The sequence below is a fragment of the Streptomyces nymphaeiformis genome (assembly GCF_014203895.1).
In the GTDB taxonomy this organism is placed as follows: Bacteria; Actinomycetota; Actinomycetes; order Streptomycetales; family Streptomycetaceae; genus Streptomyces; species Streptomyces nymphaeiformis.
This window is the reverse complement of record NZ_JACHJY010000004.1, coordinates 1-15,084: the sequence shown is the minus strand read 5'-3', so window position 1 is coordinate 15,084 and position 15,084 is coordinate 1. Positions and strand designations below refer to the sequence as shown.

Sequence of the window (15,084 nt, the reverse complement as noted above, 5' to 3'; positions counted from 1 at the left end):
CGGGCCCCGGCCGTCCACAGGGGCGGCCCCACGGCACCGGAACGCCCGCCTCCTGTCCCCTTTCGAGCGATACCTTCACCCGTAAGAATGAGAATGGAGCAACCGGTACGAAGAGTGCCCCCGGCCTTGCCTACGGTCGCCCAGTGACGAGCAGCAGGCTGGAATCCCCCGCACGCACCACCGGCGCACACCGGGCGCACCGCGCCACGGACCAGGGACCGCGCACGCTCGGCCGGCGTCCCCCCGCCCGTTACGAGGCCGCCCTCGACGGCCTCTTCACGTACTGCCTCTCCGTGCTCTGCGACCACGACACGGCCACCGCCGTCCTCGGCGACGTCCTCGCCGTCGCCGAGCGCCACCACGGCCGCTGCCCCTCCGACGAGGACGGCCGCACGGCCTGGCTGTACGCCCTCGCCCGCTGGGCCTGCCTGCGCAGCCTCGGCGAGCAGCGACGCAAGCGCCAGGGCGCCCACACCGGCCGGCCCGCCGTCACCGCCCCCGAGCCGCCCCGGGTCTCCGAGGAGACCGCCGAGCGGCGCCGCGCCGAGCTCGCCCTGCTCGCCTGGCCCGAGGCCGCCGGCACCACGCCCGAGCAGCGGGAGGCCCTGGAGCTCGCCGTGCGGCACGGCCTCAGCCACCGTCAGGTCGCCGCCGTGCTCTCCCTCGACCCGCTCGCCGCCCGGGAGCTCCTCGCCACCGCCGGCTGCGAGGTCGAACGCACCCGCGCCGCCCTCGCCGTCGTCGAGACCGGCAGCTGCCCCACCGTCGCCCGGCTCACCGGCGACCACCAGGTGCTCCTCTCGGCCGCCCTGCGCGCCGAGCTCGTCCGGCACGTCGACGACTGCCCCCGCTGCCGCCGCGCGGCCGAGCGGGTCGGCGCCGCAGGCCCCTGGCCGGGGGCCCCGGCCCTCCCGGCGGACCGGCTGCCGCTCGTCGAGGCGCCCAGGGCCGCCGCGTACATGGCGATGCTGCACGTCCCGCGCGCGCGTGCCGGCGCCCCGCGCTTCGCGCCGACCGGCTTCCCCATGGACCCGAAGGACCACGTCGCCCGCCGGGACCGGATGCGGGCCCGCGCGGTGACCACCACCGTCGTCGCCGCCGTGGTCGCCGCCCCCGTCCTCGCCCTGTGGACCTCGTACCGGGGCACCCCGGCCGCCGACGAGACCGGCCACGACGGACGCAGGATCAGCGCGCGCGAGGCGGACGAACCGGTGGGCCCGGACGGCAGCCCGTACGACCGCTACGAGAACGCGGGCAACGCGAGCGCCGCCCCGGAGCCCCGCTTCACCCAGGGCAGCCGCGCCCCCGACGTCTCCGTCGAGGTCGTCAGCCCCGGCGCCCCCACCGAACCGGCCCGCCCCGGCGAACCCGCCGCCGGCTGGATCACGGTCACCGCCGCCGGCCACGGCGACGTCACCCTGCTCACCCTCACCGCCGCGGGCGGCTCACCCGTCGACTGGTCGCTGTGGACGGACGCCCCCTGGCTGTACGTCAGCCGGGCCTCCGGCACGCTCCGCCCCGGCGAGCGGATCACGATCACCGTCCGCGTCGACCACGGCCGGACACCCGCGGGCCCGTGGAGCGCGCGCGTGGGGGTGAACCCCTCGGGCGCGGTCGTACGGATCGACGGCCACGGCCCCGCCAAGCCGCCGACCGGCCGGGTCATCACGCCCCCGCCGGCCACGACGACGGAACCGACGACCCCGCCGACGTCTCCGCCGACGACGGAACCGACCGACCCGCCCACGACCCCGCCCACCACGGAACCGACGACGCCGCCCCCGACCGAGCCCACGACCTCGCCGCCGACCACCGAGCCGACGCCGGACCCGAGCACCACACCGCCGGCGACCGAGGAACCCACGCCGACGAACCCGGACCCGGCCACGACCCCGCCGGCGACCGAGACGCCCTAGACGGGGTCCGCCGGATGCGGGGCCACCAGCGGCAGCTGCGAGGCGAGCCGCGCCTCGCACAGCCCGGCGAGCACCCCGTACGCCTCCTCGCCCATCATCTCGACCAGCTCAGGCCGGTACGAGACGTACACCGGCTCCCCGCCGACGTGCGCCGACGACGCCGTCGTGCAGTACCAGTGCAGGTCATGGCCGCCCGGACCCCAGCCGCGCCGGTCGTACTCGCCGATCGACACCTGGAGCACCTTGGTGTCGTCGGGGCGGTCGATCCAGTCGTACGTCCGCCGCACCGGCAGCTGCCAGCACACGTCCGGCTTCGTCTCCAGGGGCTCGCGGCCCTCCTTCATCGCCAGGATGTGCAGCGAGCAGCCCGCGCCGCCCGCGAAACCGGGCCGGTTCTGGAAGATGCAGGACCCCTCCCAGCGGCGGGTCTGCCGGTCGCCGTCCTCGTCGAGCTGCACCCAGCCCGACTCCGTACCGACGTCGTGGAACTGCCACAGCTCGGGCGTCAGCCGGGCCACGTGCCCGGCGACCCGCTTCTCGTCGTCCTCGTCGGAGAAGTGCGCGCCCAGCGTGCAGCAGCCGTCGTCGGCGCGCCCCTCCTGGATGCCCTGGCAGCCGTTGCCGAAGATGCACGTCCAGCGAGAGGTCAGCCAGGTCAGGTCGCAGCGGAAGACCTGCTCCTCGTCGGCCGGATCGGGAAACTCGACCCACGCGCGCGCGAAGTCGAGCCCCTTCTCGTCGGGCTCGGTCCGCTTCTTCTGCTTCTTCACGGCCTTCGCCGCGTGCGCGGTCCTGGCGTCGTTCACGCGCACGCCTTCGTTCTCTTTGCCCGGCTTCGCCTTTTTCGTCTTTGGCACAACACCAAGCGTATGCGGGTCGGCGCAGTAGCGTTCCGCCCATGAGACTCGGAGTCCTCGACGTCGGTTCGAACACAGTGCACCTCCTCGTGGTGGACGCCCACCCCGGCGCCCGGCCGCTGCCCGCCCACTCGCACAAGGCGGAGCTCCGGCTCGCCGAACTGCTCGACGAGCGGGGTGCCATCGCGCCCGGCGGCGTCGAGCGGCTCATCGCGACCGTGCGGGACGCGCTCCTCGCCGCCGAGGACAAGGGCTGCGAGGAGGTGCTGCCCTTCGCGACCTCCGCCGTGCGCGAGGCCAGCAACGCCGACGCGGTCCTCGCGCGCGTGAAGGACGAGACCGGGGTCGACCTCCAGGTCCTCACCGGCGAGGAGGAGGCCCGGCTCACCTTCCTCGCCGCCCGCCGCTGGTTCGGCTGGTCCGCCGGCAAGCTGCTCCTCCTCGACATCGGCGGCGGCTCCCTCGAAGTCGCGTACGGCATCGACGAGGACCCGGACGCGGCGGTCTCCCTGCCCCTGGGTGCCGGGCGCCTCACGGCGGGCTGGCTGCCCGGCGACCCGGCGGACACCGCCGACGTGAAGGCGCTGCGCCGCCACGTGCGCGCGCAGATCGCCCGCACGGTCCACGAGTTCAGCCGCTTCGGCCGCCCCGACCACGTCGTGGCCACCTCCAAGACCTTCAAACAGCTCGCCAGGATCGCGGGCGCGCCCGGCTCGGGGGAGGGCCTCTACGTCCAGCGGATCCTGTCCCGCAAGTCCCTGGAGGAGTGGGTCCCGCGCCTCGCCGGCATGACCGCGCCCGAGCGCGCCGCCCTCCCCGGCGTCTCGGAGGGCCGCGCCGGCCAGCTCCTCGCGGGCGCGCTCGTCGCGGAGGGGGCGATGGACCTGCTGGGCGTCGAGGAACTGGAGATCTGCCCCTGGGCCCTGCGCGAGGGCGTCATCCTCCGCCGCCTGGACCACCTGCCGGAGCACTGACGGCCCGCACCCCGCACCGGCCGGGGCGTGACCGGAACCACCCTCCGGCCCCCCGGCCCGCCCCGTACCCTTACCCCGTGGCAGAACCAGTGGTGCGCATCCCGGATGCGAAGGTCGCCCTGTCGACGGCCTCGGTCTATCCGGAGTCGACGGCGACGGCCTTCGAGATCGCCGCGCGCCTCGGGTACGACGGCGTCGAGGTCATGGTGTGGACCGACCCGGTCAGCCAGGACATCGAGGCCCTGCGCCGGCTCTCCGACTACCACCAGGTCCCGATCCTGGCCGTGCACGCCCCCTGCCTCCTCATCACGCAGCGCGTCTGGTCCACCGACCCGTGGGTCAAGCTCCAGCGCGCCCAGGCCGCCGCCGAGCGGCTCGGCGCGTCGACGGTCGTCGTGCACCCGCCGTTCCGCTGGCAGCGCCAGTACGCCAAGGACTTCGTGACCGGCATCTGGCGGATGGCGGACGAGACGGACGTGCGCTTCGCCGTCGAGAACATGTACCCGTGGCGGTACAAGGACCGCGAGATGCTCGCGTACGCCCCCGAGTGGGACGTCACCAAGGACGACTACCGGCACTTCACCGTCGACCTCTCGCACACCGCGACCGCCCGCACCGACGCCCTCGCGATGATCGACCGCATGGGCGACCGGCTCGGCCACGTCCACCTCGCCGACGGCAAGGGCTCCGCGAAGGACGAGCACCTCGTCCCGGGGCGCGGCACGCAGCCCTGCGCCGAACTCCTGGAGCGGCTCGCGCTCACCGGCTTCGACGGGCACGTCGTCATCGAGGTCAACACCCGCCGCGCGATGTCAGCCGCCGAACGCGAGGCCGATCTCGCGGAGGCCCTCGCCTTCACCCGCCTCCACCTGGCCTCGGCGCCCGCCCGCCCGACGACCGAACGGGCTCCCCGCCCATGACCGACCCGGCCCCGCGCCGGCGCGGCCGCCCGTCCCGTACCGAGGAGGAGAGCGGCCCGGGCGCCCGGACCCGCATCCTGGAGGCGGCCCGCGCCCAGTTCGCCGAGCGCGGCTACGACAAGGCCTCGGTGCGCGGCATCGCCAAGGCCGCCGGCGTGGACCCGGCGCTCGTGCACCACTACTTCGGCACGAAGGACGAGGTCTTCGCCGCCGCGATCGAGGTCTCCTTCGAGCCCGCGGCAGTCCTCCCGGCCATCCTCGGCGGCCCCCGCGAGGCCATCGGCGAGCGGCTCGCGCGCTTCTTCATCGGCGTCTGGGAGAACCCGGCCTCCCGCGCCCCGCTCCTCGCGATCGTCCGCTCCGCGCTCACCCACGAGGCGGCGGCCAAGGTGCTGCGGACCTTCGTGCTGCGCCGGCTCCTGGAGCGGATCGCGGCCGAGCTCGACGTGCCGGACCCGGGCTTCCGCGCGGAGCTGGCCGCCTCGCACATGATCGGGATCGTGATCATGCGGTACGTGATCCAGGTCGAGCCGCTGGCCTCGGCGGACCCGGAGCGGATCGTCGAACAGGTGGCCCCGACCCTCCAGCGCTACCTGACCGAAGGCTGAACACCCGTCCCGCATTTCGGACGCCCTGTCCAGATCTTGGAGCACCGGCGTACGCTCGAATGCAAGCACACCCATCACGAGGAGCGAGCGACGATGCCCGAGCTGAGGTCCCGCACTGTCACCCACGGCCGCAACATGGCGGGCGCACGCGCCCTTATGCGCGCCTCCGGTGTACCCGGCGCGGACATCGGCCGGAAGCCGATCATCGCCGTCGCCAACTCCTTCACCGAGTTCGTCCCCGGCCACACCCACCTCCAGCCCGTCGGCCGGATCGTCTCCGAGGCCATCACCGCCGCCGGCGGCATCGCCCGCGAGTTCAACACGATCGCCGTCGACGACGGCATCGCCATGGGCCACGGCGGCATGCTCTACAGCCTGCCCTCCCGCGACCTGATCGCGGACAGCGTGGAGTACATGGTCGAGGCGCACTGCGCCGACGCCCTCATCTGCATCTCCAACTGCGACAAGATCACCCCCGGCATGCTGATGGCCGCCCTGCGCCTCAACATCCCGACGGTCTTCGTCTCCGGCGGCCCGATGGAGTCCGGCCGCGCCACGCTCGTCGACGGCTCGGTCCGCACGCTCGACCTGGTCGACGCGATCTCCGACGCCGTGAACCCGAAGATCTCGGACGAGGACATCTCCCGCATCGAGGAGAACGCCTGCCCGACCTGCGGTTCCTGTTCCGGCATGTTCACCGCCAACTCGATGAACTGCCTGACCGAGGCGATCGGCCTCTCCCTCCCCGGCAACGGCACGGTGCTCGCCACCCACACCGCCCGCAAGGCGCTGTACGAGAACGCCGCCCGCACGGTCGTCGACCTCACCCGCCGGTACTACGACGAGGACGACGACTCCGTCCTGCCCCGCTCGATCGCGACCCGCGGCGCCTTCGAGAACGCCATGGCCCTCGACATCGCCATGGGCGGCTCCACCAACACGATCCTGCACCTGCTCGCCGCCGCCCAGGAGGCCGAGCTCGACTACGGCCTGCCGGACATGGACGAGGTCTCCCGCCGGGTGCCCTGCCTGGCCAAGGTCGCCCCGAACGTCGCCAAGGACCGCACGTACTACATGGAGGACGTGCACCGGGCGGGCGGCATCCCCGCCATCCTGGGCGAGCTCTACCGCGCGGGCCTGCTGAACGAGGACGTCCACTCCGTCCACGCCCGCTCCATCAAGGAGTGGCTGGACACCTGGGACGTGCGCGGCGGCTCCCCCTCCGAGGAGGCCGTCGAGCTGTGGCACGCGGCCCCCGGCTGCGTCCGCTCCGCGACCGCCTTCTCCCAGTCGGAGCGCTGGGACACCCTCGACACGGACGCCGCGAACGGCTGCATCCGCGACGCGGCCCACGCGTACTCGAAGGACGGCGGCCTCGCCGTCCTGCACGGCAACCTCGCCGTCGACGGCTGCGTCGTGAAGACCGCCGGCGTCGACGAGTCCATCTGGACCTTCGAGGGCCCGGCCGTCGTCTGCGAGTCGCAGGAGGAGGCCGTCGAGAAGATCCTGAACAAGCAGGTCAAGGACGGCGACGTCGTCGTCATCCGCTACGAGGGCCCCAAGGGCGGCCCCGGCATGCAGGAGATGCTCTACCCGACCTCCTTCCTCAAGGGCCGCGGCCTGGGCAAGACCTGCGCCCTCGTCACCGACGGCCGCTTCTCCGGCGGCACCTCGGGCCTCTCCATCGGCCACGCCTCGCCCGAGGCGGCCTCGGGCGGCACGATCGCGCTCGTCGAGGACGGCGACCGCATCCGCATCGACATCCCGAACCGCTCGATCGAGCTCCTCGTCGACGACACCACCCTGGCGGCCCGCCGCGAGGCCCTCGGCGGCGTGTACGCGCCGAAGAACCGGCAGCGCAAGGTGTCGGCGGCGCTGCGGGCGTACGCGGCGATGGCGACGAGCGCCGACAAGGGCGCGGTCCGGGACGTGACGAAGCTGGGCTGACCCCGGCGAAGGACGTACGACGAAGGGGAGCGGGTCCTCGGACCCGCTCCCCTTCGTCCTACGTGGTCACCAGGACGCCGGATCGCGCGCGTCCACCGCGAACACGGAGCCGTCCGGCGCCGTCCCGAAGACCCGGTCCCCGGCGACCACGGGCGCGGGGACGGTCGTCGCGTACCCGAGGCGGCCGTTGCGCAGCCGGGGCCGGGTCTGGCCGACGAGCGCGCCGCGCACGGTGTCGACGGCGAGCAGCCGGCCGTCCTGGACGGAGAAGTAGAGCCGGTCGCGGGGGCCGAGGACCGGCGGGGAGACGTTCCCGGCGGCCGTCTCCAGGTCCCACAGCACCTTCCCCTTCGGCGCGGCGGTGTCGAAGGCGGTGAGGTGCCCGTCCGCGTCGAGCAGATGGACGACGGCTCCGCTCACCGCGACGCCCCGGAGGTCCATCCGGTACGGCAGGGACAGCCTGCGCACGGCGCCGTGGTCGCCGCCGGGCCCCAGGAGGACGAGGGCGTCGACCAGCGAGGCGTCGGCGCCGTAGAAGGCCGCGAGGACCAGCGTGCCGTCCCCGGTGCGGCCCAGCGGGTCGAGGTTGCCGTCCAGGTTCCGCTGCCAGACCACCTCGCCGGTGGCGGGCCGGATCGCGGCGACCCGGGTGTGCGTCGCGTCCTCCGACGCCTCGGACACCGTGAGGAGCCCGGAGGGCGCGTCGTACGGTCCGGGGCGCGGCACCCCGAAGCCGGTCAGGCCGTGCCGCCACAGCTCCTTGCCGCCGCGCGCGTCGACCGCCCGGATGCCGCCGACGCCGTCCGACAGGACCACGGCCTCGCCGGCCGGCCGGTACACCTCGGGGAGCTTGCCGCGGGCGGTCCAGCCGGGCGCGCCGTCCCCGGCCGCGTACGCCCGCAGGGGACCCGTCGGAGCGGCGGCCCCGACCAGGCCCTCCGCGAGGGGCACGGGGACCTCGGGCGACCCCTGCTCGACGGGCGCGGTCCGCGACCAGAGGATCCGGCCGGTCACCGGGTCGAGCCGGGCGAGCCCGACGCCCCGCGCCGCGCAGTACAGCGCGCCCGCGTCGTGCGTACAGGCGGGCGCGGACGACGGACCGTACTTCTGGAGCCCGGTGGTCCAGCCGGTGAACGAGGTCGCCACCTCGTCCGGGCTCGTCGGGGTCTCGGGCCGGTCCGCGGGCCGGCTGAGCGCCGCGTACAGACCGGCCGCGGTCAGCGCCAGCGCGGCGGCGACGGCGATCGTCGGACGCGGCCGGATCCGCGGACCGCGCCGGGGCACGGCCGGCGCGGGGGCCCGGACCGGCGTGTCCGCGTCCCACGCGGGCGCGTGGCCCGCGTCCTCGTCCTCGGGCAGCGCGGGCCGCCGCCGCTGCGCCGGTATGAAGGCCTCGGCCGCGTACGAGGGAGGCAGCAGCGCCTGCATGATCTGCGCCGGCGTCGGCCGCGCGACCGGCTCCTTGGCGAGGCAGCGCGCGACGAGCGGCGCCAGGTCCGCCGGCACCCCCGTCAGGTCCGGCTCGTCGTGGACGACCTGGTACGCCACGATGTACGGGCTGTCGGAGTCGAACGGCCCGTGCCCGGTCGCCGCGTGCACCAGCACGGAACCCAGCGCGAACACGTCCGCCGCCGGCCCGACCTCCCGGGGCCGCTGGAACTGCTCGGGCGCCATGAACGGCGGCGAGCCGATGAGCTTGCCCGTCTCCGTGTGCAGATCGCTGTCGACCGGCCGGGAGATCCCGAAGTCGATGACCTTCGGGCCGGTGTCGGTCAGCAGGACGTTGCTGGGCTTGAGGTCCCGGTGGACCACACCCGCCCGGTGGATGTCGCGGAGCGCCTCGGCGAGCCCGGCGGTGAGCCGGCGCAGTTCGGCCGGGGACAGCGGGCCGTTCCGCTTCACCTGGTCGGCGAGGGTCGGGCCGGGCACGTAGAGGGTCGCCATCCAGGGGCGTTCGGCATCGGGATCGGCGTCGACGACCGGCGCCGTGAAGGCCCCGCTGACCCGGCGGGCGGCCGCGACCTCCTGGCGGAAACGCGCCCTGAACTCGGGGTCCTCCGCATACCGAGCGTGTACGACCTTGACCGCGAGCCGCAGCCCCGAGGCGGAGCTCGCGAGGTGCACGACGCCCATGCCGCCGGATCCCAGACAGGCCTGGAGACGGTAGTCGCCCGCGTACTCGGGCTCTTCCGCATACCGTTCGGCACCGGTGCCGCGCAACGGTGGCATCGCCCACCCCCGTGTGATTCCCCGTCACATCGCGCGCACGTGCGCGACCCGACGGAGCCTAGTCCATGGTGCCCGCGATGTCGGTGGAGCTTGCTAGCCTGCGCGTCGCGGAGAGTGAAACTCGGCGGAGCGCTTTTGCGCCACAGGGGGAGGACACCATGACCACGCGCTACGAGGTCGCACCCGGCTACCGGGTCAACGTGCGCTCGGGCCCGAGCACCAAGTACCCGATCGTCCGGGTGCTGCCGCTCGGCGCCACCGTCGCCATCTACTGCCAGAAGTACGGCGAGTGGGTCGGCGGCCCGTACGGCACGACGAACATCTGGGATAACATCGCGCCGGGCGAGTACGTGGCCGACGCGTACGTCCACACGGGCAGCGACGAGATGGTCGCACCGCGCTGCTCCTGAGCTCCGCTCCGCCGCCCCGGGGATAATCGATCCCGTGAGCGACGAAGAAAAGCAGCCCAGCGGCCCGCAGCCTGAGGAGATCCGCTTCTTCGGCACGACCTGGGTCGACCACAGCGGCCACTACGCGCTGCGCCGCGCCGGCCTCGCCGCCGGCGCGCTCGCCGCCGCCGTCGCGGCCTGCTTCGTGCTGCGCTTCGCCTATGAGGGCCTGCAGATCGCGGACGTCGGCGGCGTCGTCAACACGCTGGTCGTCATCATGTTCGCGGTCTGCAGCGCCATCGCCTTCGCCAAGACCTGGGAGGGCTTCGTCCGCCGCCCGGCCGACCCGGCCCGCGAGGAGTCCCTCCGCAGCCTGAAGGCCATCGGCTTCATCGGCTCCCTCCTGGCCTACGCGGCCCGCTGCTTCATCGAGGCCCCAGGCGAAAGACTCCACCGCACGGAACACGAAGCGGCAGTGAAGCAGTACGAAAACCGCCGAGCCTCCCGCACGGGCAACCCGTCAACCCGCAAGAAGCCGAAGCGCAAGTAACGGCACCTGCGGGCCCGCACCCGCTGCCGTGCGGGCGATCGTCCCGCCTTGCGGGACGGGCGGGCACACGGGACGGTGCCCCTTGCCGGGCCCAGGCTCCCGCGCCTGAACCCGCACCACATGCACCCGCAGGAACCCAAGACCCAGATCCTTGACGCCCGGACACCCCCAGCCCCACTATTCATCACATGATGAATTACGCGGCCGCAGGCGACTCGGCCGACACGGCCGACTCAGGCGACCCCGCACAAAGCACGGCGGCGATCATCGCCCAATCCCTCACCACAGTCCGAGGCGACCGCCAAGTCCTCAAAGCCCTCGACTTCACCGTCCCGACCGGCCAGGTCACCGGCCTCCTGGGCCCCTCCGGCTGCGGCAAGACCACCCTCATGCGCGCCATCGTCGGCACCCAGGCCAAGGTCACCGGCACCCTCCAGGTCCTGGGCCGCCCCGCCGGCGACCCCGCCCTCCGCTCCCGCATCGGCTACGTCACCCAGGCCCCGTCCGTCTACGACGACCTCACCGTCCGCCAGAACCTCGACTACTTCGCCGCCGTCCTGCTCCCCGGCCGCGCCCACCGCCATGACCGTCGCACCGCCGTCGACCGGGCCATCGAGGACGTCGACCTCGCCGACCACGCGGACGCCCTCGCCGGCCGGCTCTCCGGCGGCCAGCGCAGCCGCGTCTCCCTCGCCGTCGCCCTCCTCGGCACCCCGGAGCTCCTCGTCCTCGACGAGCCCACGGTCGGCCTCGACCCCGTTCTCCGCCGCGACCTGTGGAACCTCTTCCACCGGATCGCCGCAGACCGGGGCACCACCCTCCTCATCTCCTCCCACGTGATGGACGAGGCCGAGCGCTGCCACCGACTGCTCCTCATGCGCGAGGGCGAGATCCTCGCCGAGGACACCCCCGACGACCTCCGCCGCCGCAACGACACCGCCACCGTCGAGGAAGCCTTCCTGCACCTCGTGGACGCGGCGAACGAACGAGCCGCCCGAGCCGCAGTCGAAGAGCAGGAGCACCGCCCGTGAACGCGAACCGCACCCTCGCCACCGCCGCCCGCGTCCTGCGCCAGCTGCGCCACGACCCGCGCTCGATCGCGCTGATGCTCCTCGTCCCCTGCCTGATGCTCTTCCTGCTCCGCTACGTCTTCGACGGCAGCCCGGGCACCTTCGACAACATCGGCGCCTCGCTCCTCGGCATCTTCCCGCTCATCACGATGTTCCTGGTGACCTCCATCGCCACCCTCAGGGAACGCACCTCCGGCACCCTGGAACGCCTCCTCGCCATGCCCCTCGGCAAGGCCGACCTCATCGCCGGCTACGCCCTCGCCTTCGGCCTCGTCGCCGTCCTCCAGTCCGTCCTGGCCACCGGCCTCGCCGTCTGGCTCCTCGGCCTCGACGTCATCGGCTCCCCCTGGCTCCTCCTCCTGGTGGCCCTCCTCGACGCCCTCCTCGGCACCGCCCTCGGCCTCTTCGTCTCCGCCTTCGCCGCGTCCGAGTTCCAGGCCGTCCAGTTCATGCCGGCCGTGATCTTCCCGCAGATCCTGCTCTGCGGCCTGTTCACCCCGCGCGACCGCATGGCCCCCGCCCTGGAGGCGATCTCGAACGTCCTGCCCATGTCGTACGCCGTCGACGGCATGAACGAGGTCCTGCGCCACCCCGACATGACCACCGCCTTCGTCCGCGACGCCCTCGTCGTCGCCGGCTGCGCCGTCCTCGTCCTCGGCCTCGGCGCGGCCACCCTCCGCCGCCGCACCGCCTGACCGCCCCTCGGACACCCCACGCACCCCGGCCCCCACCGGTGAAAGGATGTCGAAAAGGCCCCCTCCGGCGAGGTGAACAGACCCATGACCCAGACCGTCGCAGTCCTCGGCACCGGCAAGATCGGTGAAGCGCTCCTCAGCGGCATGATCCGCGCCGGCTGGCGCCCCACCAACCTCCTGGTCACCACCCGCCGCGCCGAACGCGCCGAGGAACTCCGTACCCGCTACGGCGTCGAGACCGTCACCAACGCCGAGGCCGCCAAGCGCGCCGACACCCTCATCCTGGCCGTCAAGCCGCAGGACATGGGCCGCCTCCTCGACGAGCTCGCCCCGCACGTCACCGCCGACCGCCTGATCATCAGCGCGGCGGCGGGCATCCCCACGTCCTTCATCGAGGACCGCCTCACCTCCGGCACCCCCGTCGTCCGCGTCATGCCGAACACGCCCGTACTCGTCGACGAGGGCATGTCCGTCATCTCGGCCGGCAGCCACGCCACGCCCGAGCACCTCGCCCACACGGAGGAGATCTTCGGCGGCGTCGGCAAGACCCTCCGCGTCCCCGAGTCCCAGCAGGACGCCGCCACCGCCCTCTCGGGCTCGGGCCCCGCGTACTTCTACTTCCTCGTCGAGGCGATGACCGACGCCGGCATCCTCCTCGGCCTGCCCCGCGCCCAGGCCCACGACCTCATCGTCCAGGCCGCCATCGGCGCCGCCGTGATGCTCCGCGACAGCGGCGAGCACCCGGTCAAGCTCCGCGAGGCCGTCACCTCACCGGCCGGCACCACCATCAGCGCCATCCGCGAGCTGGAGAACCACGGCGTACGGGCCGCCCTGATCGCCGCACTGGAAGCGGCCCGCGACCGCAGCCGCGAGCTCGCCTCCGGCAACAGCTGAGCGCCCGCCCCGACTACGCAGCCGACGCACCCTTCACCACGTCCTCCGTGGTCACGACCCGGGCGAAGCGCCCACCGTGCAGCGACACCGCCGTCGCCCGGGTCAGCTCCTCCGCCGTCTGCGTCCACTCGAACGGCCCGGCCAGGTCGAAGGTGTGCATGGCGTCGATCGCGAACAGCACGTCGTACCCGAGGTTCCCGCCCATCCGCGCGGTGGTCTCGTTGCACATGTTGGTCTGGATCCCCACCACCACGAACTGCCCACGCTGTCCATCAGCGGCTCCGCCGCGGGCGACCCCCTTCAGCCAGGCATCCAGATCGGGCTCCCCGTAGAAGGCGGAGTTCACGGACTTCGTGACGAGCAGCTCAGGACCGGTCCCCTTCCCCCGCCGCTCCTCGACGAAGTCCTTGAACTCGTTGCCCTCGGTCCCCGGCTCCAGCGGCGACCCGGCCCGCGGCGAGTCGTGCCGTACGAAGACGACCGGCCGCCCCGTCTCCTGCCACACGTCGATCAGAGCCGCGATGTTCCGCTCGGCGTCCGGGTTGTCCCGCCGGCCCCAGAACTCCGACTCGAAGCCCTTCTGCACGTCGATGACCACCAGCGCCGCGTTCTCGTTGATCTCCATGACAACGATCCTCCCGCCGCCGGCCCCCGCGTCCCAGAGGGACGAATGCCAGCGATCGATGCTTTACTGCCAACCGTGCCGCAGACACCCACACCACGCCCCCAGCGCATCGCCCTCGTCGCCTTCCCCGGCATCCGCGCCTTCGACGTCTCCGTCATCACCGAGGTCTGGGACAGCGACCGCACCCTCCGCGGCGTCCCGCCCTTCGAACTCCGCAGAACCGCCGCAGAGCCGGACACCCCCGTCCCCCTGCGCGGCGGCCTCACCCTCACCCCCGACCGCCCGCTCACCTGGATCGACGACCTCACCCCCACCGACCTCGTCGTCGTCCCCGGCATCGAAGACCCCTACGCCGACCTCCCGGCCCCCGTCCTGGACGCCCTCCGCCGCGCCCACACCGCCGGCGTCCCGGTCGCCTCGCTCTGCGCCGGCGCCTTCGTCCTCGCCCGCGCCGGCCTCCTCGACGGCCGCCGCGCCGTCACCCACTGGCACCTCGCCGGGACCCTGGCCGCCCTCCACCCCGCCGTCCAGGTCCAACCCGACGCGCTCTTCGTCGAGGACACCGGCGTCTGGACCTCGGCCGGCACCGCCGCGGGCATCGACCTCTGCCTCCATCTGATCCGCACGGCACACGGAGCGGAGGCGGCGGCCACCGTCGCCCGCTCGATGGTCACGGCCCCCTTCCGCACGGGGACCCAGGCACAGTTCATCGAGCACCCCACGCCCCGCGCCGACCGCGACGCCGACGCCCTCGCCGCCGTACGCGCCCACGCCCTGGCCCACCTCGCCGACCCCCACACCGTCGCGAGCCTGGCCGCCGTCGCCGGCATGTCCCCCCGCTCCTTCGCCCGCCACTTCCAGGCCACGACCGGAACGACCCCTCTCCACTGGCTCATCACCCAGCGCGTGGCGGCAGCCCAGAAGCTGCTCGAACGGACGGACCACCCCCTCCCCGAGGTGGCCCGCCGCGCGGGCTTCGGCAGCGAGGTCACCATGCGCCAGCACTTCGCCTCCCACCTGGGCACCAGCCCCCGCGACTACCGCAACGCCTTCCGTCACCCGGGCAGAGGAACCCCCACGGACCAGGGTTGACACGGAACCCCCTGATCCGTAAGGTTCTCCGAGTTGTCCGACGTGAGCACCGACTCCGGTCGGCCCCGGACAGCCATTCCGCAAGATCCACTGAACCTGACGGTGCTTTGCCATGCCGTCGTGCTTTCCGTGCGTTTTTGCGAAATGAGGAATTCGCGTTCGAAGGTCTGGGCGCATGTCGCCCGATTAGCGTCGGACGGCAGGAATCCGCTAAAGTCTCACTCGTCGGAACGGCCGAACAGCCGGAAAGACAAACCCCGCTGACTGGGAATCAGACGCCGAAAGGATCTGATAGAGTCGGAACCGCCGGAAGGGCCC

Annotated in this window: 14 protein-coding genes; 11 read left to right on the top strand and 3 right to left on the bottom strand. The window is 73.2% G+C overall.

Annotation, left to right across the window (positions count from 1 at the left end):
- Positions 1 to 143 precede the first annotated feature (143 nt).
- Positions 144 to 1,916, top strand: coding sequence for a BACON domain-containing protein (locus tag GGE06_RS14090; protein ID WP_184931008.1), 1,773 nt, complete (start codon positions 144 to 146; stop codon positions 1,914 to 1,916).
- Here the strand turns inward: GGE06_RS14090 and GGE06_RS14085 are convergent.
- Positions 1,913 to 2,722 (bottom strand): DUF3109 family protein, encoded by an 810-nt coding sequence (locus GGE06_RS14085; RefSeq protein WP_376773542.1) that lies wholly within the window; start codon positions 2,720 to 2,722, stop codon positions 1,913 to 1,915. The genes GGE06_RS14090 and GGE06_RS14085 overlap by 4 nt on opposite strands.
- Before the next feature lie 92 nt (positions 2,723 to 2,814).
- On the opposite strand from GGE06_RS14085, the gene GGE06_RS14080 reads away from it, so the two are divergent.
- The 4 genes from GGE06_RS14080 (at position 2,815) to ilvD (ending at position 7,222) form a co-directional block, all read left to right on the top strand.
- On the top strand, positions 2,815 to 3,747 hold the full coding sequence (locus tag GGE06_RS14080; RefSeq protein ID WP_116160353.1) for a Ppx/GppA family phosphatase: 933 nt from the start codon (positions 2,815 to 2,817) through the stop codon (positions 3,745 to 3,747).
- A gap of 77 nt (positions 3,748 to 3,824) precedes the next feature.
- The gene (locus tag GGE06_RS14075) at positions 3,825 to 4,667 is read left to right on the top strand and encodes a sugar phosphate isomerase/epimerase family protein (protein ID WP_116160354.1); all 843 of its coding nucleotides are present in this window, start codon (positions 3,825 to 3,827) and stop codon (positions 4,665 to 4,667) included.
- Entirely contained in the window at positions 4,664 to 5,275 is a 612-nt protein-coding gene (locus tag GGE06_RS14070) for a TetR/AcrR family transcriptional regulator (RefSeq protein WP_116160355.1), read from the top strand. Before GGE06_RS14075 ends, GGE06_RS14070 begins: the two co-directional genes overlap by 4 nt.
- A gap of 93 nt (positions 5,276 to 5,368) precedes the next feature.
- Positions 5,369 to 7,222, top strand: coding sequence for a dihydroxy-acid dehydratase (gene ilvD, locus GGE06_RS14065; RefSeq protein ID WP_184931007.1), 1,854 nt, complete (start codon positions 5,369 to 5,371; stop codon positions 7,220 to 7,222).
- Between the two features lie 66 nt (positions 7,223 to 7,288).
- Here the strand turns inward: ilvD and GGE06_RS14060 are convergent, their stop codons facing one another.
- Complete coding sequence (locus GGE06_RS14060; protein WP_116160357.1) at positions 7,289 to 9,451, bottom strand: serine/threonine-protein kinase; 2,163 nt, start codon at positions 9,449 to 9,451, stop codon at positions 7,289 to 7,291.
- Positions 9,452 to 9,528: 77 nt separating this feature from the next.
- Between GGE06_RS14060 and GGE06_RS14055 the strand changes: the two genes are divergently transcribed.
- The 5 genes from GGE06_RS14055 (at position 9,529) to proC (ending at position 13,049) form a co-directional block, all read left to right on the top strand.
- Complete coding sequence (locus tag GGE06_RS14055; RefSeq protein ID WP_184931218.1) at positions 9,529 to 9,861, top strand: SH3 domain-containing protein; 333 nt, start codon at positions 9,529 to 9,531, stop codon at positions 9,859 to 9,861.
- 34 nt (positions 9,862 to 9,895) lie between these two features.
- Positions 9,896 to 10,390 carry a hypothetical protein gene (locus GGE06_RS14050; protein ID WP_181924604.1) on the top strand — a complete coding sequence of 165 codons (495 nt, stop codon included), beginning with the start codon at positions 9,896 to 9,898 and terminating at the stop codon, positions 10,388 to 10,390.
- Positions 10,391 to 10,578: 188 nt separating this feature from the next.
- Complete coding sequence (locus GGE06_RS14045; protein ID WP_184931006.1) at positions 10,579 to 11,421, top strand: ABC transporter ATP-binding protein; 843 nt, start codon at positions 10,579 to 10,581, stop codon at positions 11,419 to 11,421.
- Positions 11,418 to 12,155: an ABC transporter permease gene (locus tag GGE06_RS14040; RefSeq protein ID WP_184931005.1), complete on the top strand. Its 738-nt coding sequence runs from the start codon at positions 11,418 to 11,420 to the stop codon at positions 12,153 to 12,155. Before GGE06_RS14045 ends, GGE06_RS14040 begins: the two co-directional genes overlap by 4 nt.
- A gap of 84 nt (positions 12,156 to 12,239) precedes the next feature.
- Entirely contained in the window at positions 12,240 to 13,049 is an 810-nt protein-coding gene (gene proC, locus GGE06_RS14035) for a pyrroline-5-carboxylate reductase (RefSeq protein ID WP_116160361.1), read from the top strand.
- 13 nt (positions 13,050 to 13,062) lie between these two features.
- On the opposite strand, the gene GGE06_RS14030 is transcribed toward proC, so the two are convergent.
- Positions 13,063 to 13,674 (bottom strand): cysteine hydrolase family protein, encoded by a 612-nt coding sequence (locus tag GGE06_RS14030; RefSeq protein ID WP_116160362.1) that lies wholly within the window; start codon positions 13,672 to 13,674, stop codon positions 13,063 to 13,065.
- Positions 13,675 to 13,719: 45 nt separating this feature from the next.
- On the opposite strand from GGE06_RS14030, the gene GGE06_RS14025 reads away from it, so the two are divergent.
- Positions 13,720 to 14,766 (top strand): GlxA family transcriptional regulator, encoded by a 1,047-nt coding sequence (locus tag GGE06_RS14025; RefSeq protein WP_184931004.1) that lies wholly within the window; start codon positions 13,720 to 13,722, stop codon positions 14,764 to 14,766.
- The last annotated feature ends 318 nt before the right edge of the window (positions 14,767 to 15,084 follow it).